Raw genomic sequence first — 19,556 nt, 5'->3', positions numbered from 1 at the left:
TAGTTAGACTTATTAGTCATGTAATGCAGGTTAGTGGATGGGATACATTTCATCATAAGGCTGTCGTTCAAGTTAAGTCTAAAATAGACCACTACCAGTGGATGTTTATTCTAATCTAAATCCACTATTGCAATACCAATTACTATCTCTCAAGGCTTGATACATTGCAGTTTTCCACGAATTTTTATGTTGTCGCTCTGCCGCAAAAACTCTCTTGCTGAGTTCGTGTTGAACCCCAGTGATACCACTGAAGTCAAAATCATATTGCAGTTCATATTTCAGTGTACTTAGCTCGTTTGCAGCCTGAACAGAAAACCTTTTAGCTAAATCAAAGTCAGAAAAATGAGCTAGTACTCTTTGTTTATCTATAGGGTTCCAAGCGCTTGGAGGGGCTACAAAAAAGACAATTGTAACTGGTTCTGTTTCAATAACATTCGCATAAAGCCATTGTTCGTTAATGAAATGCCCGTGATCAAAGTACGGGTGCATGCATAGCTTCCCCGCATTGGATGCAGTATTAGCGCTCTTCCCTTTATTACAATCACTACACGATGGGACTAAATTAATAGGTAATATAGATATGAGTGGATATTTTGCCTTGGGTAAATAGTGATCCAATGTGTATACATGACCGAAGCCACAAAAAGGACAGATACCGAGAGGGGCTGCAAGCTTAAGTTCATCGTAGTATTTACGACTGGGCTTTGAACTGGGGACCATTTGAGCACTGTATAGATCTTTGAGTTCTTTCTTTGTAACATTAGCAACAACGTAATCTTCATTTCCGCCTACAAACGTTGGTATCGTGAACAGGGCTGTTGTTGGAGCTAAGCTCAAGTACTGGTGGCCAGCATTTAGTAAATCTGCGCTGACAGGTTCTAGTCGATCGCGTATTTCTTGTGATGATATGCTATTAATACAGGTGTTTACAACATCCGTATAGCGCATTAAAGGGAGGTTTAAAGCTCTCAAATCGCCCCCCCGTTCTCAGTGTTCGCACAAATAGCCCTTAAAATAGCTTTCCCTTCAAATCCTAATTGATGTTGATATTCAGACAGAATTTGGGCGTAGCTTTTCCCTTCACGGACACTATCTGCGAGCAAACTATAAAACCCAGATTTGTTTACTTCTAATCCAAAGATTTCTCTAGTTAAGACTCCAACATTCTCACCAAAAGTCTCGATTGTCGGCCTTTCTACACACCCAACTAAACGAGTCCTGCGAAGAATTGAAACACAAGTCTGAGGGACCTCTTGTAAGACTACGGGGGAGTGTGTTGCGATAATGGCTACTCCATTTCGATTTAGCAATAAATCTGATAATGCTCGTGTGAATGCAGAAAGAAGTGGCGGGTGTAAATGGCTTTCAGGTTCATCTATTAGAACTAGAGTTTTATCATCAACTGTTTCAACTAATTTAGTTAGAGTTAATAATACGATAGCATGCCCTGAGCTTAGTCTTGAAAAAACAGACTGTGCTATAGAGCCTAGGTGACTTCTATCTTCTGTGTTGTCTTGGTCGGCAATAGCAACTAAAGAACACAGATTCATGTCGGCAAAATTCGTGTCAGACTCTAGTTTGCGGACTGCATTAATCCATCTTTCACGTTTGCCGCTCAAAGCTAAGCATACTTTTAGACTGGCAATCAATTCATTACAAAGCTCTGGTGTGGACTTTAATCTGTCCTCATTATTGTATATAGGCTGGTTGATAGTCTTTAGCCCTATATAGTAATAGCAAGTACCTTGATTTGGATTGGTCTGTGGCGCAGGTGGAGTGAAAGGATCAAAAGCACTGAACGATACAGATACAACGCTACTGAAGTAGTTATCGTCAAGAGCTTGCTTGCCCATAAGTCCATTCTTTAAAAACAAGCCTGTTTCGGCAGGTTCTCCCCTATTAGGCAGAAGTGCATCGACCATATTGTTTAATAAAGTAGTTTTACCTACACCGTTACGCCCAATTAAAACGTGAATGTTCGTAGACGGTTTGACATTAGGGTCGACACTAAAATCAGCTTTAATACCTGAGTATTTAGCATTGGCTTTTTTCTCGTATGAAAATTCAAAATCTGTAAGAGGGCGTCCACCTGCAAGAATTCGAGGGAACTGATCTTTTATTACTGAAGACGATATTGATCTTAAGATAGATTTGTTGAATACGGAGTCATTACCCACTGATGTTTGTGAAATTACGTCTTGCTCCGCAATAGATAGGCAAGTAGGGTTTTCAACCACATCCTTTATGGCTAAGAGGAATTGATTTGCAAAGTCTTTCGAAAAGTCTTCGGCAACTTTTAGGTAGTAATCTGGTTCTTGGCCAAGCGAGAAGAAGCCTTCACTTAGGCTGCTAAATTGGTTTGGTAGTTGTGCAGAAGTCCAACCTTCATTTTGCCCCCGATATCCAATTTTTACTGTACCTAGGTCATGAAAAGTACCATTCTCATCGAAGACCTTGATAAAGAAAATGGTTTTAAATCCGAAATCGTCCCAATTGTCTTCTATTAGAAATACAGTATTTTGACCTTGTGAAGGTACAACTAAACTTCGTGGTAATTTTTGGAAAAGAAGAGCCATTCGATACCTTGGATAGTAAGTTGGAATGTTATCCATGTATCATATGTGGTTTTGAGGCTCTTAACTAGAAATAATGAAACAAGGTCAGAGGATACCAGGACTCGATAATACCATCTTCAAAGGCGAGGCTATACACCACATTAGAAACAAGTGATGTCTTGATATTCTGATATAAACGAGCTTAATAGAAAAGACTTGCTATGCGATCTAGTGATCCAATCGAGTTGATTGGATCTATTAGAATGATTCCTTTCAGGCTGCTATCAAAGAGCTAAAATTATTGATTCTCTAAGCTTTTAAACTTGTGGAATTTAATTTTTTCATTAGACAGAGTGATCGCTTTGGAACTTGCAGCAATCAATACAAAGACTAAACTCCAGATAAACGCGTAAGTTGACTGGTTGAGACCAACTGAACTGCAGACAAATTCAAATTGTTTTATAAATTTGAACATGTAAACACCTGCAATAACTTGCAAGAAACCAACAAAAGTATGGTTTATAGTTAAGATGGCATACCTCAATAGCTCTAACGTTGATTTCTCGACACACTTTTGCGCCATAGCCCCGCGTATTACAAGAGCATTCTGGAAGGTGTCATGAGTTAGCCTTCTTCGTATTTTTCGTTTAATCCATCGCTTACTTTGCATTAGGAATGAGATGGGATACAAAAGAAGAGGTGTGATGCCGAAGACTAAGCAAAATAGCACTGCTAACCTAAAGTCGACCACTTGAGATAGAAACACTTCAGATAGATTTGGTATAGGTGCTACCTGATGTTCCACTGATGTGAACCATGACTTCACACTTAACGTCCATCTCTCAATGGAACGGTTAGACAAAAAAAGAAATGGAAGAGCTGCAATCAAAAAACCATCAAGACTACACTTGGGTATATGAATGATGGCTTCTTTTAAGTGTGAGCAAATTCTTTTTACAAACATGAATGATTTACTTTAGCTTATTGGTTTATAGAGGGCGATACTAGGTGGTTTAACTCAAAAGCAAAGTGATTAACATGTAAAATTTTGTAAATTTACTTATTAGATTGAGTAAGTTATCAAACCTAGTGGAATAGTTATCGAACAAAAGCTCTATGGTTGCTAACGACTGTACTGATTTTGAGGTCAGTGTGTAGTGGTCAACTGATATTGGCCACGCTCTTAGAGTTTAACCAGAACAACTGTTCTGATTCATTGGGAGTCAAACCACCATTGTATTGGTGCGGGCGGAGTTGGCAATAATGTATCGAGTAATTTCTTGTTGTGCCTCTGCAAAGATCCGATAACCTACTGTAGGTATCCATTCCGTCTTCTAGCTTCTATAGAAGCGCTCCATTGATCAATTTCCTCGTCGAGATAAGCTTTGCTTGATCTGAAAGCGCCACAGTAATTGCCGATAACTTCGGCTTGTATAATGACTACCTTGAACGCTGTGGAACATGACGCCTTGTGGTTTACCACGAGACTCATAAGTCATGGCTAGAGCCTTACTCGTTAATTGACCATCGAGCGAAAATGACATCGCCCAACCAATCGTTTTTCTAGCAAACAGATCTATAACAACGGCTAAGTACATCCAACGATTACCTGTCCAAACATATGTAACATCACCAACCCAAACTTTGTTTGGCTCCGTAACAGCAAACTGGCGACCTAAGTGGTTTAGGATCTCAATATGTTCTTGTGATGCTCTACGATATCTGTGTTTTGGTACTTGGCAGCTCACTAGGCCAAGAGCTTTCATGAACTTCGTTGCTCTGTAACGACTCTGGTTAGTTCCCTGAGTCGTTATTATGTCAGCAATGGTTATAGCTCCCGCAGAGCCGTTGCTTTTATTAATATTTCATTATGCTCTTCAAGGCGAGCTAGCTTCTTCTTTAATTCTCGTATTTCAATTTGCTCAGGGGTCATTGGTGATGCTTTAGGTGTTTTCCCTTGACGTTCATCTTTGAGTTGGCAAACCCACTTATCCATCGTGGACTTCCCAACATTCATGGCTTGAGCAGCCTTTGTCACTGAGTAGTTTTGATCTAGGACTAGTTGTGCAGCTTCTATTTTGAATTCAGCGAACCACTACAGTTTATACCGACATAAGTGCTTAGGTTCATATTCTGAGAAGAGATTTATTTATTTAAAATAAAAATAGAAAAAAAAGACAAACTTTTTCTTTAACAAAAGAAAATAGAATAAACAGCAAGTTACACAAGCTTGAAATAAAAACGTAACTTGGTCTTTGAATAGGCAGCCTTTATGGTTCCATAAAGGCTGGTAAATGTCAAATGTTGCATTTTGGTGTAACTTCATAACATTGCAAGTATTTGTTTATGCGTGTAATTTTCAGGCCTTCGGCGCTATTGACAGATTTATTTGTTAATTTCATGTCGGTGTTTTTTATTAAGATTTTTTCTTTCAAAACGTCTTAATTAAAAAATAAAAAAACCAGTAAGTTTAGCAATTAACAGATTTGTAGAGTTTAAAAATGCAGCGATTACAGTTATGCACCCCTTTCATCATTGACAATCATCACCCTCAAACATTGAGTTCGAATATAGACGGTATTCGCCATATTCACTCAAGAAAGAAAGGCCAAAATCGTATGATCTTAGGAGATACCCGTATTGACAGTTACCTGATCGAATATTGGTCAGGCCAAACGGAACGCTTTATGACGTTGAGAGGAGTTCAATCATTATTGGGGTTAACAAAAAAAGATTCGGGGCAAACACTTCAGCGCTTGGTCAGAGGCAGTCTTAATCCTTATTTATCAGAGAAAACACTAGAGTTTTTTGCTAAGCCAATAAAACTCAATGTTGGGCCCAAAAACAAAGCATGGGTAATAACTACAACTCATATGAATGATGTTTTTAAGGCTCTGGTTCTTGCAAGTATGGATAATGCTCTTGATGCTTCATTATCTCAGCTAGCAAAAGCTGCATATAAATTCCAAAGCGCATTTGCACTATCTCGCTTAAATTTGTTGATCGATCGATATCATGGTGTAGAAACCGATATGGAACAAAATGAGTTAGAACTATGGCAAGAATTAGTGTTAGAAGAACCTAGACCATTGAGTCAAACGGTATCAAAGTTTCCCGAAAGTTTTTACCTACAACAACGTCGAATTTATGAAAAAGAGGAGCTTTCATTAAGCGTTTTCCGCCAGTTAAGTTTTTTAGGACATAACACGAATTCACTAGTGTGGAGGCAAATAGACCCTGAGCTATTAGCTCACATTGAACGCAAAAATCCTATTGGTGAAAGTGGCTACCGAAAACAAAAGTTCCGTCAGTTTATTAGTGTTTACGGAGAGTATCTGGTTCAAAAATTTATTGATAATGCAGTAATCGCATTGGAAGAGTCTTCCACAATGGAGGAGGCGAAAAAACTAGTTACGATCCTTAATAAACAACTAAAACTTACTTTTTCTAGAAATCGGATTGCGCATTAATGTTTGTATACAATCAATATTTTTGAATGGATAAAAACTTATTACCACTGATTGATTTCGGACTGAGCCATGGCATCGATATCTGAGATCTATTTACGGCGCTAATATTGGTGTTCACTGTGATCACTCTCTACCAGCTAGCTCGAAAATGGCCAAAACTATGTTAGGCATTTCAGGATACTGAAAAGTTTCAGGTAAACTCTGCTACTTCATAGATTTCGATTAACTACAAAGTAGTGTCTAGCTGAAGTCATTTACCATAGTCTAGTCTTGGTGGTGGAGATCAGTTTGATAGTCCTTCGTTACCGATTACTAATACTTCTTCACTGAGATGTTGCTCACAATTACTACAGTTAGCCTGTGTTTTCTAGGTTACGTAGTCAGCGAACTAATTATGCATGTCATACGAATGCCAATCCAACCAATGAAGAATTCGTGATTGCTCAACAGTCGGTTGAACTTCTGTAATAGAGTTAAAGCCTAAGCAAGACAAATATTAAAAAGCGAGCCCAAGTGGCTCGCTTTTTTGTGTCTAGTAAAGATGCGTCTGAACGCTTTAACAGGGGGCCAAATTAACTATGCCATTACATAGTCCACATGGCTATCGTCAAACGCTGTAAAACAGAGTGTTATAGTGTTCCGGCATCGGTAAAGTTATTTAACCTCTGAGCGGTAGTTTGGATCTGTCCAACATCGAGGTAACTCTTCACCTGACATAAACACCAGTTCGGACTTTTTAAACATCTCAGGGTCTTGCTGTTCCTCGCCAGCTTGAAACCGACCTTCGATGCTATCCTGAAACAAGTTGGTCAATTTGGTCATTTCAGTAACATCTACGAGGTCACCGCTCTTTTTCTCTTTTAGAAACATTTTGCTACCCTCAGTTTAATCGATCACCCCTAATTATAATTGCTATTTAGAAAATGAGAGTCTTTTAAAATCCGGCACTCCTTGACTAAGCAGGGCTCAGAGCTAGGCTTATGATCATCCACAACTCAATCGATGAACAAACTTATTCTCAACAAATAAATGGAGTCGCGATGTCATCTGCCCATATTGCAAACAATCTCAGTGAACTGATTGGCGATACCGATCTTGTTAGAATTAACAGTCTTTCAGAGATATCAGGTTGTGAGATTCTTATTAAGTGCGAACACCAGAACCCAGGTGGTTCGATTAAAGATAGAGCGGCACTTCAGCTTGTGATGGATGCAGTAGAAGCCGGTAAGCTTAAGCCGGGAATGACAATCGTTGAAGGTACCGCAGGAAATACGGGGATTGGCCTTGCTCTAGTGGCTAAATCTCTCGGTTATAAAATGTTGGTGGTGATGCCAAAAGGGCAGGCACAAGAGAAAGAGCGTATGGTCTCGCTTTATAACGCAGAGCTGTTATTGGTCGACCCTTGTCCTTTTGCAAATCCTGAACACTTTTACCACACGGCAAAGCGGATCGGTGTCGAAAATGAAAATTATTGGTGGGCAGATCAGTTCGAAAATCTCAGTAATTATCGAGCGCACTATTTAAATACTGGACCGGAAATATGGCAGCAAACTCAAGGGCATATTGATGCTCTAGTTTCAGTTGTGGGGACTGGTGGAACCATTGCCGGAAACTCACACTACCTATCTGAGCAGCAACCGAATCTCGAAACTTGGTTGGTTGACCCAAATGGGTCGGGCATTTATTCGTTTCTCCGTAATGGACAGTATCAATCCACAGGAAGCTCGTTCACGGAAGGCATAGGGATCATGCGAACGGTTGAAAATTTCAGGCAGGCAAAAATCAATCGTGCAATCACGCTGCCCGATCAGGATTTGGTTACGATATCCCGCCTTGTTGCGGAACATGACGGTATTCTTTTAGGAAGCAGCTCGTCGTTGAACGTAGCAGGAGCGCTATACGCTGCGGCTAGAATGGGGAAGGGGAAAACCATCGTTACATTTAGCTGTGACCTTGCTGAGCGCTCGTATTCGAAGCTGCACAACGAAACGTTTCTGAAAGAAAAAGAGATACAGCTTAATAAAGAAAACCTTTCTCAACTATGGTCTCGTTATCAAGAAGAAGATGGCAGCATGGTCGTCAACGTATAGTCGTTCTAAGTTAATACTAGCAAGTGGTTTGCCACTAATCCGTTAGAGCTAAGCATCCGGTTAGCTCTAAACATCCGTTATCGACAAATTCGGCACTATTGCTTGCTGTAAGGGTAGTGAATTACATTGTGGAATACAGCATTTCCTTCCCCAACATTTTTGTAGCCATGATTCTGGTTGGCATTGAAGCGAACGGCTTGCCCTGCTCGTAACGTTTGCCACTCACCATCAAACAGCACAGCCATCTCTCCCGAAATACATAAAATGTGCTCAGTGACGCCTGCGTTATGTGGTTCGGATTCATGGTGGTAATCGGGTGCTAGAGTGAGTTCGAATATTTCAAACCCTAGAGCTTCCTCAAAGGGAAACAACAAACTGACGAAGAAACCAATGTTGTATTCCTCATGCCTTAGTTCGTTTGCATCTCTGAATAAGCTCGTCAGTTCACTGTTTGAGCTAGCAGCGATAAAACTCGAAAGTGACACCTCGAACCCAGAAGCTATCTGCCAGAGCTTAGCGACTGTTGGGCTTGATTCTCCACGTTCAATTTGTCCTAGCATTGCTTTACTCACGCCTGTTGCTTTTGCCGTTTTGTCTAAGCTCCAGCCTTTCTCTTGTCGAAGGCGTTTCAAGTTAACGCCGACTTTAATTTCTGTTTGCATCTTTTCTCTACAAATTTTTTAAAAAAACCAGTTGTGCGTTATAGCGCACAGGTGCTAAGTTCAATCTATGGACGTTATAACGCACACAGGAACAAATTAACATGACTAAGCTAAAGTTTTCTCACGTCAGTACCGGCTTTATTGCTGTTTTCATCGGTTATGCGAGTGCTGCTGCGATCATTTTCCAAGCGGCAATGAGTGCAGGAGCAACTGAAGAGCAAGTCGCGTCATGGTTTTGGGCGTTGGGAATTGGCATGGGCGCCACTACGATATTGCTCTCGCTCTATTACAAGAGACCTGTGGTTACAGCTTGGTCGACCCCCGGAGCAGCGTTGTTAATTACTTCTTTGGAAGGGTTAACAATGAATCAGGCGGTTGCGGTGTTCTTTTTTAGCTCTTTGTTGATCACGCTGGTTGGCTTAGCGGGAATCTTTGAGAAGGTACTTAAACAGATCCCAACATCAATCGCATCTGCCATGCTGGCGGGGATTTTGTTGCAGTTTGGTTTGGGTTTATTTACGTCGTTAATGGAAGAAGTTCAGATAGTTGCGGTCATGCTTGCTGTTTTTATTTTGGCCAAAGCAAGGCTAGGAAACTTACTGATCCCAAGCATTTTCGTTATTGCTTTGGTGATGTGTGTCGGTTTTGGCAAACTTGATGTCAGTCAGGTCACAGTCGGTTTAACTGTACCGGTTTTCATTATGCCTGATTTTGAGTTCTTCTCGTTGGTTAGCGTCGGTATCCCACTGTTTATTGTGACTATGGCTTCGCAGAACTTGCCAGGTTTTGCTGTGCTTAAAGCGAACGGATACCAAGTTGATTCATCTAAGATCATCACCACCACTGGTGTGACCGGGCTATTATTCGCCCCGCTTGGAGGCTTTGCGTATAACCTTGCAGCAATTACAGGGGCGATCTGCATGGGTCCCAATGCCGATGATAATCCAAAAACACGTTATATGGCAGGGGTCTCGATGGGGGTATTTTACCTGTTAGCTGGTGTGATGGGGATGTCATTCGTGTCGTTGTTTAGCGCGGTTCCTTCAGCGGTTGTGATAGCTGTCGCGGGTTTAGCCGTGATGCCTACATTGATGAATTGTTTAGCCGTTTCGATGGCAGACAACCACTATCGAGAGCCCGCACTTTTTACTTTCCTATTCACGGCTTCTGGCACCAATTTACTAGGGATCGGCAGTGCATTTTGGGGTCTGTGCATCGGGTTATTTTGTTGCTGGTTACACAATTACAAGGCTAAGTCGCGTGGAGTAGACAAGACTTCGCAAACTTCGTCGTAATGAGATGATCTCCCAAGTGAGCGAAGCCTTTAATTTATCAGTCGTCATTATGGCGCTCTGTACTTGGTAAAAATATTCTGATCGAAACAGCCTTAGGTTGTGATTGAGATAGTATTTTGCTACAAAACGCGCATAATCTCGCTATATAACATTTAAAGAAGAAATTACTTATGACTAGCTTTCAATACTACTTTCACCAACTGCCTTGCTTCGACTGTAAAAAAACAACGGTAAGTACTGATCTTGGTTGGTTAACGCCTGCGATGAAAGAGGATGCTATCGCTCAACTGACAGCGACTCTTGCGCAAGGTGAGATTACACCTGATCTTTCAGCAAACGTGGTTTGTACTAAAGATGAAGCTCGTGAGTACCTACTACTAAACTTCTTCGGTTATTCAGAAGAAGAGCTAGCAAGCGATATCGAAGCGGATGATGAGAAAGAAGTCGCGGATGAAATCGCAGAGCTACTGGAAGAAGGCAAAGACACCATCACTTTCGAGCATGAAATCGCTCTCCAGTGCTGTGCAGATTGTGATGTTGTTGAAGACGAGTCAAACTAAGCTCTTGTATTAAGGGTATTAAACCAAGTACTTGTAATACAGTCAGTATGTTCATCATACCCATATGATGTTCAAATGATTAAAGGCGTTAGCGAATTGAAGTTCGCTAACGCCTTTTTTGTATCTCCACGTCTTATCTCTAAGCTGCATTAGATCCTATGATGTTTTATTTTCTAGAATACCTTGGTCACCCAATTGAGAAAGGATCGTTGCGGTTTTCTCTCTGAATAAGTCTCTTAATAAGCGAACGGTCGGTGTAATGGATTGACGGCTTGGACACACTAACCACAGCTCGGTAGGGGTCGGTTTAAATTCAGGCATAACTTTAATAACTTCACCTGAAAGCAGATGAGGTGACATGTCTAAACAAGACTTTATTGCGATACCTTTCCCTGCAATACACCAACGTCTCACAAGGTCAGCATCGTTCGATGCACGATTCCCTTTAAGCTTCACTTTATGATCTTGATTGCCATCGTGAAACACCCATTCGTCTTGCAACATGTCATGGAGTTGGTAAAGCAAACCGTTGTGCTGAGCTAAGTCACTAGGCTGTTTTGGTGTTCCCATTTCAGCCAAATATTCAGGAGCAGCACACAATACCCTCGGCACATCGCATATCTTAAAACCATACATGTTGGCGTCAGTCGGGGAACCGTAACGCAGCGCCATATCGACGGAATCTCGGTAGAAGTCGATATTGCTATCGCTGATGCTAGTGCGAAGCGTCGCCTTTGGGTATTCAAGCAAGAACTCATCAAGCCAAGGTATGATTAGGTTACGCCCTAGATCCGATGAAAGCGCAATACGAATTTCACCGTCAAGAATACCGAGCTCTTCGCGCATGTTGAGTTTCGCTTGCTCCAGCATTTTCAACGCTTGTTCACATTCAGGCAGATAACGCTCACCCGCGGTAGACAATCTAAGGTGGCGCGTGGTCCTGACAAACAATTCAGCACCTAACGAGGCTTCAACACGTTTAACGGCAGCACTGGCAGTGGCCGTTCGCATGTCTAGGTTGGTGGCTGCTGCAGTAATACTGCGAAATTCTGCCACTTTCAAAATGACCTGTAAGTCTTCAAGAAGCATGTTATCTACCTGTATTGAATTATGTTCTAAGCATGGAGTCGGAATGTTTCCCAATCACACTCTGCAAATGGATTATCCCTACTTATCGCTTCTAAGTTAGCTTCAAACACTTAATTGTCAAAATTAATTTGATAATTATTCAAATGTGAGGCTGTTTTTCATTAGTAATTTTCTCACTATCATTTTCCTATATCGACAACGTAGCGCAGTACGCGCTGTATGGACGAAGCCTACGATCTAGGGGAAGTAAGATGACTAAGAAAATCACAATGGGTGTAACGGATTTGTCGTTCCATCGTACGACCGCATCACTGGTTACCAATGTATTACAAGCCATGGGGTTTGAGGTAGAGCGTATTTTCTCTCCACATCAAGAGAACTTTGAAAAGCTGAAAGTAGGCCAAGTGGATATGCTTTCTTCTGCGTGGTTGCCATCTAGTCACAGTATCTACAAAGCGGGCGTTGAAGACGTTGAGCCGCTTATCGAGCTTGGGCTCCATTATGAACCTTACGCGTTGTGGGGCGCACCGGACTATGTGCCTGAAGAGACGGTTTCTGAAGTCTCTGATTTATTAAAAGCCGAAGTGACCGAGAAAATGAACTTGACCATCCAAGGTATTAACCCCGGCGCTGGTATCACACGTTTCTCTATCCAGATGATGAAAGACTATGGCCTGAGCGATGTCGGCTACGAATTCTTCTCTGGAAGTGAAGCGGATTGTTTTGATGCATTTGAAAGTGCGGTCGCAAACAAAGAGTGGGTCATCGTGCCCCTATGGAAACCGCAGTTTCTGCATTATCGCTACGATATTCGCGAACTCAAAGAGCCTAAAGGCTTGCTCGGAATTGTTGATAGAGCAGTACTGCTTTTAAGAGATGACAAGAAACTCTTGTTCAGTGAAGAACAGATTCAGAAGTTGGATTCACTGCGTTTCTCGAACGATATTATTGCAGAACTGGATTACAAAGTTTGCCGTGAAGGTAAATCACAAGATCAAGTCACACATGATTGGTTGATTGAGCATGGCCTGATTTAACCTCTAAGTCGTTGGCAATGCAGTTAGATGTCTGCATTACCCAGATAGCGGCAATACTATTATCAAAAATTATTTGAGAATCATTCAAATATTAGGCGGTTTATCTCGGGTGGGAATTAACTAAGATTAACTCGTCTAATTCAAGGAGAAAGCACCATGTCACTACCATTAAAAATGAAAGCGATCGGATTTACTCAATCACTTGCGATTACAGAACAAGACAGTTTGTTTGAGTTTGAAACGAGTCTGCCAGAACTAAAAAATAATGACTTGCTGGTAAAAGTGAGCGCGACTTCTATCAACCCTGCTGACGCAAAAATTCGTATTCGTAATGCCAAAGACAAAACTCTTGAGCAGCCAAAAGTGCTAGGCTATGACGCAGTCGGTGAAGTTGTTGGCAAAGGTGCTGACGTTGAAGGCTTCGAAGTCTGTGACCGTGTGTACTATGCGGGTGACGTAACACGTATGGGTGCTAACGCAGAATTCCAAGCTGTGGACTACCGTATTACCGCTAAAGCGCCGAAGAGCCTTTCTGATGAAGCTGCAGCCGTTATGCCACTAGCAACGCTTACGGCTTGGGAAGCATTGTTTGACCGCTTACGTGTTCGTCCTGAAGAGAAAAAGTCTATCCTGATCATTGGTGGAGCAGGCGGTGTTGGTTCAATTACAATTCAACTGGCTAAGCAGCTGACCAACTTAAATGTTATCGCAACAGCTTCAAGACCTGAAACTGAACAGTGGGTAAGGGATATGGGGGCGGACTATGTGGTGAACCACCGTAACCTTGTCGAGTCAGTACGAGAGCAAGGCATTCAACATGTCGACTACATCTTCAATGTTGCTGATACAAAAGGGCACTGGGATGCGATGATTGAGTTGATCGCACCGCAAGGCATGATCAGTTCGATTGTAGAATTCGATGGCGGAATTGACTTATCAGCACTGCAAGGCAAATCAGCAGGCTTTGTTTGGGAGCTGATGTTTACACGTTCGTTGTTTAACACCGAAGATATCCAGAAGCAGCAAGACATCCTATTCCAGGCCGCGAATCTGATTGATGCGTGCCGTATTAAAACGACGCTTACCGCGACCCTAAATGGCTTTAGTGTGGATACAATCAAAGATGCACACCAACGTATTGAAAGCAGTGCCTCGATTGGTAAAACAGCTATCAAATACTAATTGCTGATGTTTTAATCCGCCGTTGTTTGAATTGTTGACGGTTTAAATAGAAGAAGCCCCTGATATCTTATTGCTAGTCAAAAGGTATCGGGGGCTTTTGTTTGTTTTCAGTTTAGTCAGTTTAGTTAGCTTCTGGTGACCTGATAGGTTGCGATGTTTTGAAGTGAAGCTGTATTAGGTCTAGCTCAAAAAGCGAGGGCTGTTTGTCCGCAATCAAAAAGCCGATTTGTTTGATGTCTCGTGACTTAAGTTCCGGCGCATCGCTCAGTAGCCGACCTCTGAACACCGCTTGAAAATCATTAAAGTGGAACACCTTGTTAAGCTGCTCTCCCTTTGTGGTATCGAAATCGTGTTTGTATTGAACTCGATTGCCGTCCTTCGATGTTGTGAGTCTCAGTTGATAGCTGCGACCATCACCAATGAAGACTAGCTCTGCGCTATCTATTTCATGGGCAGGTGATTCAATGGAGCGCTTTACAGAACTGAAACCCCCATTGTTTTCTAACGATAGCTCGCCCCTAAATCGACTCATATTATCAAGATAAATGAGCCCGCCCGTTGAGATGCCACCCATTACATCGTCGTTGGTTACTGTCCAGTTTTGATGCTCACTAGCTTGTGTAAAGTCGATCATGTTTGTCCCTATTGCTTCAGCCTTAAGACTTAACGAATGTAGGCTGAGTAGAAGGAGTAAAGGTGTGGTTAACCTAAGGGGTAACAGCGTTTTACATTTGGTTCCGTTCATGATTTTCTCCACTGCTTCTCCATAGCGATGCGTTATTTACTCGCTAGTTATGGGTAGTTTACGGTGAAGGTTCAGTTTCAAGCATAGCTAAACAATGCTTGATGAAGTCTTCATAGTTCGATGTTTTGTCGTATTCGATCTTCAATGAGCCATGGAACATTAGTGTCACCGTAACGTCTCTGTAGCTTAACCAACAGGTATAACCGTCGTAATCGTGCCACGCTACCATCTCGCCCAATTGATATTTGCTGTCCAATTGCTCGCCAGATGATCGAATGCAATCGAACACTCTGAGAAATTCAATAATGGTGATTCTGTTGTCCATGTACCACTCCCGTTGCGCAGTCGATGAAATATGCTAAGTGCTTGTATTTGAATTAACTACGGTTTGGTTCTGCATTACGATCACTGTGGGGAGTCGGTTGCTCAATCACTGCAGCTGTTTTGCAAAAGGGCTAAGTTAAACAGAAGAAAGGCGTTAGTAGACTTGAGTTTACTAACGCCTTTTTATTTGGTGTCTTTTTATTGAGTGCCTTTTATATTTAGTGTCTTTAGCTGGCTCTATGGAGTTTCAACTCAAACTATCAGTTAGAAATCATCGAGCACAGCGGGACGCTTAGAAATAATGAAACACTGGAGGTTCATGCATTAAGAAGTTTTGATGCGAGATGTTCCAAGCATAAGCGCCTGCTAGAGTGAACACCATATAGTCACCGATATCGACTTGCTCGATATGTTGATTTCGTGCCAGAACATCTTTTGGCGTACAAAGCTGTCCAACCAACGTGGCTGTGGCATGGTTTATCGGATGTGAAATCGTGGGTTGCTGATTACTTTTCACGATTGCAAAAGGGTGGTCATGGCTTTGCGCTGCCGGAGTACGGAAATGATGCGTGCCACCACGGGCAATCACAAAATGCTCGCCAAGATTTTGTTTAATATCCAAGACCTCCATTACGTAATAGCCACAAGGTGCAGAGATGTAGCGGCCACATTCAAAACGCAGCTTCCAATCTTGTAAATGTTCCTTGGAAATCAGGAACTCCAATTTGTCGCAGAACTCCATCCAAGGAAAATGTTGTTTAGGGTTTTGGTAATTGATCCCCATACCTCCACCGAGGTTGATGATCAACTCATCGAGTGAGAACGTTTTTTTCCACTCTTTGACCACTTGGAAATAGCGTTGCATCAAGGCGAGGTGGCGATCAACGTCGAGTTGATGTGACATCAAATGGAAGTGAAAGCCTTTCAGCTTTATTAAGGGGAAATCGCGTAGGTACATCAAGGCATTACTTAACTCACTCTTATCTAGGCCAAACGGGGTTGGCTTTCCGCCCATGGCTAACTTGCTAAGTGTGATGTCACCAATGTCAATGTTCATACGCAAGAAGATCGAAGCAGGTCGATTCAACCTCTGAGTTAAAGCACCAATGCGTTGTAACTCAGTGAGGCTTTCGACATGAATCGCATCAACATCGAGTATAATCGCTTGCTCTAACTCACAGGGCATTTTCCCTGGGCCACCAAAGATCAGTGGTTTGTCGAGTTGTTGCTGGTGGAGGTGTGTAAGCTCTCCGCCTGATGCCGCTTCAAAACCATCAACATAAGGGGCTAAAGTGCGTAATATCGGCTCTGAAGGATTCGCTTTCGCCGCGTAAAATAGCTCTACGTTTTTAGGCAATACATGGCGCATCTGTTTAATGTGCTGCTCCAATGCATCGAGATCATAAAGATAAGCACATAATGGTTGCGTTTGTTGCTTGGCCAATTGCTGGATTTCTTGATGGATAGAGGCTGAAAGTTGAGGAGAATTAAGCATGGTGAACTCCTTTTGAATGAGTTGGCCACGGTGCTGCAACTTGGGTGTAACCGGACTCTTTATCGGCATTTTGCATCAAACGTGTTGTGAAGTTATTTTTGCTTGGGAAATGACCATCGTTAAGCAATGCCATTAGTTCGGGTTGCTGGCCATTGATAGACTGCCAGCGGACGATAGCGTCTTTTAAAGTTCCCCATAACGTATTCTCAAGTGCCGAGTTACCCTCAGCGATAAAGAAAATGGCCTCGCTGATATTGTTAATGAAGGTGCAATAGCCAATACGGTTCCAACCTTGCTCTCGGCTGTAGTACACCGATTGACGAGCACGCTCTGAAAGTTGCTGAAGTGTGTCTGATGGCCAAAACTCGCGTAGTAGTTTGGTACCTTCTAAGTCTCGAATCCATACACAGCATGGCATGCCTTTTTCAAATCCAATCAACGTATTTTGTAAATGAGGTTCAAACGCAACCCCATGTTTGAAGTAGTAGTTAAAGACGCCCGGAATCAAACAATGCAGATAGCGCTCAAACCACAGCGTGGCGACATTTTCATATTGGGAATGTGTTGTTTGCGCTTTTTGTTTGAGTTGAGTGGCGATGCAACTGTTCCCGTCTGTATCGTAAGCAAAGAGGGCACCCGCTAACGTTGGTTGCAAAATATCGGTTTCGCTTAAGGTGAAATTCTCTCGATACAAAATACCAAACGACTCTCGAGCCTTAATAACATCAACATGTTCTTGTTCAGCCATAGATTCTAGATTCAATGTGGTTGCGTAAGGTTCAGTCATTACCTTGAATACAGGATTACGTAACTGTTCACTCTCTTTGATGGGATGCAGAATCGAGGTTAATTGAATGGCACTATCGAGCTCATACCATGCGTTTTTACGTACGCAGTTAGTTAAACGTACATTGATAGAGAACTTAGCAAACCAATCCATATCTGGGTGGTACAGAGTGCGCACGGATGAGGTGGGTAAGAGTTTTTCACCACCTAATCCAAGCGGGATGATTTTGCCTTGTTCAATGGCCGTTTTGACCACTGGGTTTTGCAAAAGTGTGTAACTTTCCCAAGGGTGGCAAGGGTAAAGCATGGTACCTGCTGAATTGTTTTCATCAGGTGCAAGTTGTTCAAGCATGGTCGTTGGTGAGGTTCGGTCATCTGAACTCAAGACGTCGAGCAACACGGTGTCGACCTTAAACCAATACAGGGGAACCTTAGCGCCAACCTCAGGGGAGCACGCGAGCAGATCATCGATACTGACACCTGATCGACTCTTTGGCGTTGGATGAAAAGTATGTCCCCAAAGTAACGATTGCTCTGATGCGATAAACGCATTGTGATGCTGAGGTGAGTTGTCTGAGTTTAGGAACTGCTCGGTAATCAACAAACTGTTTTCCATTTGCTCAACCAACTCGTGATTGAATGGAATCGTCAGCACTTGATTTAGGTAACTGAGTAGAAGCGTCAGGGTTTGAGTTGCGTCCAATTTGCACCAAGCTGCACCGGGCATTTTAGCCCAAGGTGTATCACTGAGCTTCACTTTCCCCAGTTTACTGGTGTACTCAACGGGTAAAACCATCAGACCATTTTTCTGAGGTTGATCTTGGTGAGGTAGGTGAATGGCCACGCGTTGGTGAGCGTTGTAGTTTCTTTTCAAAGTTTGAGGAAGAGAGGCAGAACTGTAGCGCCAATTAACCTGTTTCTTTGGTATCGCGTATTCACGTAGGTAACAGTTCACCACGCCCATGATGGTATTGAGTTGGGCTTTTTCTCGGTTTAGCAGTACTTTTTTACGATTTTGAAGAACTTGGTCTTCATCGGAATATTCACTTGGAGATAATTGAGTCTGTAACATGTTGATGTCCAAATTTTGAATGGATGATCAGCGCGATAGCCGCAATGCCACTGACCAACATAGAAAGTATGAAAGGAACCTCAAGCCAGCCCAGGCTTGATATGAAAGACGCGCTCAACCCAGCCGCAACGCCACCCCATTTCGACATGGCATCAAAGCGCGAAAATACTTTGCCGCTTTGTCGTCGATCAATTTGGTTTGCCAACACTTGATGCAAGCCGTGATAACAGCAAACCATGCCAAGTCCGAAAACAATACGAGCAATAATCAACACTTCTTGATAAGGAGTGAGATGCATTGCTGCACTGAGTGAAAGCAAACCAAAGCCTAGCCATAAAGTACGCTGCGTTTGATTGCGTTCAAGCTGGTGGCGATCAACCCATTCTGAGAACAGATGAACTTTTCCTGCAAAGATCAGATAAATACCATGTGGGAGGGCATATAAAAAACCAATCCACGCTTGGCTTGTCACGCCATATTGCTGCACATAAGGCGAGAAATAGGGGAACGTGACGACCATGGCGAAAGCAAAGCTGAACTGCGCGCCAAACACCCAATAAAGCGTATTTAACGAATTGGTTTGGCTGCTTTGAGCTTTATTCGACGACTGATTTTTTACAATCCCCTTCGATTTCGCTAAGTCATCGATGGGTAATGTTAAGGTGATCAATAGCGCAAATAGCGGCAAAGCGGACAGCCACAGATACGCGTTCAGCGGGTTTGTTTCTGATAAGCTCCAGCCAAGCCCTATCGGAGCAATAATTAGCGCCAGACGAGCAGAAAGCTGAGTTTTATTGAGTGACTTACCGAGTGATTTTGCATCGTTGATTTGGCTGGATAAGTAGCTGTTTGAGGCGGCCATGGTGCCACCAAAGGTTCCTTGAACGATAAGACCAAACACAAACATTGAGAGATTATCGGCTAAGCCACACAGCGCGAAGCCTGCTGCAAGCCCGAGTTGAGCACGTAATAGAGAGCGACGTCTGCCATATTTATCAGCAAACTGCCCCCAAAAGCGCGCCGCAACGGCAGTGCAAAAGGTCGGCAAAATGAACAGTACCCCCGCCCAATCCGAAGTAATGTTTGCATCCAGTGTTGGCAATACCATTGGTAAAAACAGCGGCATGCCTAAGGCTGCAAACGCGGCGATAAAGTGGCTTAAAAGCACGCAATAGATGAGTTTGGTCATGATGG

17 protein-coding genes and 1 pseudogene are annotated in these 19,556 nt (G+C 42.6%); 6 read left to right on the top strand and 12 right to left on the bottom strand.

Annotated features, from left to right (window positions below; genetic code table 11):
- Window positions 1-105: 105 nt before the first annotated feature.
- From ED652_RS14660 to ED652_RS14645, 4 genes and pseudogenes are all read right to left on the bottom strand, one after another.
- Window positions 106-972, bottom strand: coding sequence for an HNH endonuclease (locus tag ED652_RS14660; RefSeq protein ID WP_122055294.1), 867 nt, complete (start codon window positions 970-972; stop codon window positions 106-108).
- On the bottom strand, window positions 969-2,576 hold the full coding sequence (locus tag ED652_RS14655; protein ID WP_122055293.1) for an AAA family ATPase: 1,608 nt from the start codon (window positions 2,574-2,576) through the stop codon (window positions 969-971). Before ED652_RS14655 ends, ED652_RS14660 begins: the two co-directional genes overlap by 4 nt.
- A 277-nt stretch (window positions 2,577-2,853) precedes the next feature.
- Entirely contained in the window at window positions 2,854-3,519 is a 666-nt protein-coding gene (locus tag ED652_RS14650) for a hypothetical protein (protein WP_122055292.1), read from the bottom strand.
- Between the two features lie 197 nt (window positions 3,520-3,716).
- Window positions 3,717-4,632: pseudogene (locus tag ED652_RS14645) on the bottom strand (IS3 family transposase).
- A 424-nt stretch (window positions 4,633-5,056) separates the two neighbouring features.
- Here ED652_RS14645 and ED652_RS14640 point away from each other — a divergent pair.
- Entirely contained in the window at window positions 5,057-6,025 is a 969-nt protein-coding gene (locus tag ED652_RS14640) for a P63C domain-containing protein (protein ID WP_122055291.1), read from the top strand.
- Window positions 6,026-6,679: 654 nt separating this feature from the next.
- Here the strand turns inward: ED652_RS14640 and ED652_RS14635 are convergent.
- Complete coding sequence (locus tag ED652_RS14635) at window positions 6,680-6,895, bottom strand: hypothetical protein (protein WP_004731730.1); 216 nt, start codon at window positions 6,893-6,895, stop codon at window positions 6,680-6,682.
- Between the two features lie 170 nt (window positions 6,896-7,065).
- On the opposite strand from ED652_RS14635, the gene ED652_RS14630 reads away from it, so the two are divergent.
- Entirely contained in the window at window positions 7,066-8,115 is a 1,050-nt protein-coding gene (locus ED652_RS14630) for a cysteine synthase A (RefSeq protein ID WP_122055290.1), read from the top strand.
- A 95-nt stretch (window positions 8,116-8,210) separates the two neighbouring features.
- Here ED652_RS14630 and ED652_RS14625 read toward each other — a convergent pair whose 3' ends face one another.
- Window positions 8,211-8,777: a helix-turn-helix domain-containing protein gene (locus tag ED652_RS14625; protein ID WP_122055289.1), complete on the bottom strand. Its 567-nt coding sequence runs from the start codon at window positions 8,775-8,777 to the stop codon at window positions 8,211-8,213.
- A gap of 101 nt (window positions 8,778-8,878) precedes the next feature.
- Between ED652_RS14625 and ED652_RS14620 the strand changes: the two genes are divergently transcribed.
- Window positions 8,879-10,072, top strand: coding sequence for a benzoate/H(+) symporter BenE family transporter (locus ED652_RS14620; protein WP_122055288.1), 1,194 nt, complete (start codon window positions 8,879-8,881; stop codon window positions 10,070-10,072).
- 170 nt (window positions 10,073-10,242) lie between these two features.
- Window positions 10,243-10,632 (top strand): hypothetical protein, encoded by a 390-nt coding sequence (locus ED652_RS14615; protein ID WP_017107843.1) that lies wholly within the window; start codon window positions 10,243-10,245, stop codon window positions 10,630-10,632.
- A 156-nt stretch (window positions 10,633-10,788) separates the two neighbouring features.
- On the opposite strand, the gene ED652_RS14610 is transcribed toward ED652_RS14615, so the two are convergent.
- A complete protein-coding gene (locus ED652_RS14610) occupies window positions 10,789-11,721 on the bottom strand; it encodes a LysR family transcriptional regulator (RefSeq protein ID WP_122055287.1) in 933 nt (310 codons plus the stop codon).
- Window positions 11,722-11,990: 269 nt separating this feature from the next.
- Here ED652_RS14610 and ED652_RS14605 point away from each other — a divergent pair, with 269 nt between their 5' ends.
- Together ED652_RS14605 and ED652_RS14600 are read left to right on the top strand one after the other, a co-directional pair.
- Window positions 11,991-12,758, top strand: a complete 768-nt coding sequence (locus ED652_RS14605; RefSeq protein ID WP_122055286.1) for a glycine betaine ABC transporter substrate-binding protein — start codon at window positions 11,991-11,993, stop codon at window positions 12,756-12,758.
- A 156-nt stretch (window positions 12,759-12,914) separates the two neighbouring features.
- Complete coding sequence (locus ED652_RS14600) at window positions 12,915-13,940, top strand: zinc-binding alcohol dehydrogenase family protein (protein ID WP_122055285.1); 1,026 nt, start codon at window positions 12,915-12,917, stop codon at window positions 13,938-13,940.
- A gap of 121 nt (window positions 13,941-14,061) precedes the next feature.
- Here ED652_RS14600 and ED652_RS14595 read toward each other — a convergent pair whose 3' ends face one another.
- The 5 genes from ED652_RS14595 to ED652_RS14575 all read right to left on the bottom strand — a co-directional run bounded on the left by ED652_RS14595 (window position 14,062) and on the right by ED652_RS14575 (window position 19,551).
- Complete coding sequence (locus tag ED652_RS14595; protein ID WP_122055284.1) at window positions 14,062-14,697, bottom strand: CIA30 family protein; 636 nt, start codon at window positions 14,695-14,697, stop codon at window positions 14,062-14,064.
- A 46-nt stretch (window positions 14,698-14,743) separates the two neighbouring features.
- Window positions 14,744-15,010: a DUF3081 domain-containing protein gene (locus ED652_RS14590; RefSeq protein ID WP_122055283.1), complete on the bottom strand. Its 267-nt coding sequence runs from the start codon at window positions 15,008-15,010 to the stop codon at window positions 14,744-14,746.
- 291 nt (window positions 15,011-15,301) lie between these two features.
- Window positions 15,302-16,504: a type III PLP-dependent enzyme gene (locus ED652_RS14585; protein WP_122055282.1), complete on the bottom strand. Its 1,203-nt coding sequence runs from the start codon at window positions 16,502-16,504 to the stop codon at window positions 15,302-15,304.
- Window positions 16,497-18,362 carry an IucA/IucC family siderophore biosynthesis protein gene (locus tag ED652_RS14580; RefSeq protein WP_122055281.1) on the bottom strand — a complete coding sequence of 622 codons (1,866 nt, stop codon included), beginning with the start codon at window positions 18,360-18,362 and terminating at the stop codon, window positions 16,497-16,499. The genes ED652_RS14585 and ED652_RS14580 overlap by 8 nt, the downstream gene beginning before the upstream one ends.
- Window positions 18,334-19,551, bottom strand: a complete 1,218-nt coding sequence (locus tag ED652_RS14575) for an MFS transporter (protein ID WP_122055280.1) — start codon at window positions 19,549-19,551, stop codon at window positions 18,334-18,336. The genes ED652_RS14580 and ED652_RS14575 overlap by 29 nt, the downstream gene beginning before the upstream one ends.
- Window positions 19,552-19,556 lie beyond the last annotated feature (5 nt).

Origin of the sequence: Vibrio sp. Evd11 (assembly GCF_900382755.1) — a bacterium.
Lineage (GTDB): Bacteria > Pseudomonadota > Gammaproteobacteria > Enterobacterales > Vibrionaceae > Vibrio > Vibrio lentus.
The sequence above is the reverse complement of the archived record's forward strand: the minus strand, read 5'-3'. Positions and strand labels throughout refer to the sequence as shown.

Coding starts and splice junctions, on each gene's coding strand:
- ED652_RS14610 (WP_122055287.1), bottom strand. CDS start 11,721: ATGCTTCTTGAAGACTTACAGGTCATTTTGAAAGTGGCAGAATTTCGC.
- ED652_RS14590 (WP_122055283.1), bottom strand. CDS start 15,010: ATGGACAACAGAATCACCATTATTGAATTTCTCAGAGTGTTCGATTGC.
- ED652_RS14580 (WP_122055281.1), bottom strand. CDS start 18,362: ATGTTACAGACTCAATTATCTCCAAGTGAATATTCCGATGAAGACCAA.
- ED652_RS14625 (WP_122055289.1), bottom strand. CDS start 8,777: ATGCAAACAGAAATTAAAGTCGGCGTTAACTTGAAACGCCTTCGACAA.
- ED652_RS14605 (WP_122055286.1), top strand. CDS start 11,991: ATGGGTGTAACGGATTTGTCGTTCCATCGTACGACCGCATCACTGGTT.
- ED652_RS14585 (WP_122055282.1), bottom strand. CDS start 16,504: ATGCTTAATTCTCCTCAACTTTCAGCCTCTATCCATCAAGAAATCCAG.
- ED652_RS14615 (WP_017107843.1), top strand. CDS start 10,243: ATGACTAGCTTTCAATACTACTTTCACCAACTGCCTTGCTTCGACTGT.
- ED652_RS14635 (WP_004731730.1), bottom strand. CDS start 6,895: ATGTTTCTAAAAGAGAAAAAGAGCGGTGACCTCGTAGATGTTACTGAA.
- ED652_RS14630 (WP_122055290.1), top strand. CDS start 7,066: ATGTCATCTGCCCATATTGCAAACAATCTCAGTGAACTGATTGGCGAT.
- ED652_RS14640 (WP_122055291.1), top strand. CDS start 5,057: ATGCAGCGATTACAGTTATGCACCCCTTTCATCATTGACAATCATCAC.
- ED652_RS14655 (WP_122055293.1), bottom strand. CDS start 2,576: ATGGCTCTTCTTTTCCAAAAATTACCACGAAGTTTAGTTGTACCTTCA.
- ED652_RS14650 (WP_122055292.1), bottom strand. CDS start 3,519: ATGTTTGTAAAAAGAATTTGCTCACACTTAAAAGAAGCCATCATTCAT.
- ED652_RS14600 (WP_122055285.1), top strand. CDS start 12,915: ATGTCACTACCATTAAAAATGAAAGCGATCGGATTTACTCAATCACTT.
- ED652_RS14620 (WP_122055288.1), top strand. CDS start 8,879: ATGACTAAGCTAAAGTTTTCTCACGTCAGTACCGGCTTTATTGCTGTT.
- ED652_RS14575 (WP_122055280.1), bottom strand. CDS start 19,551: ATGACCAAACTCATCTATTGCGTGCTTTTAAGCCACTTTATCGCCGCG.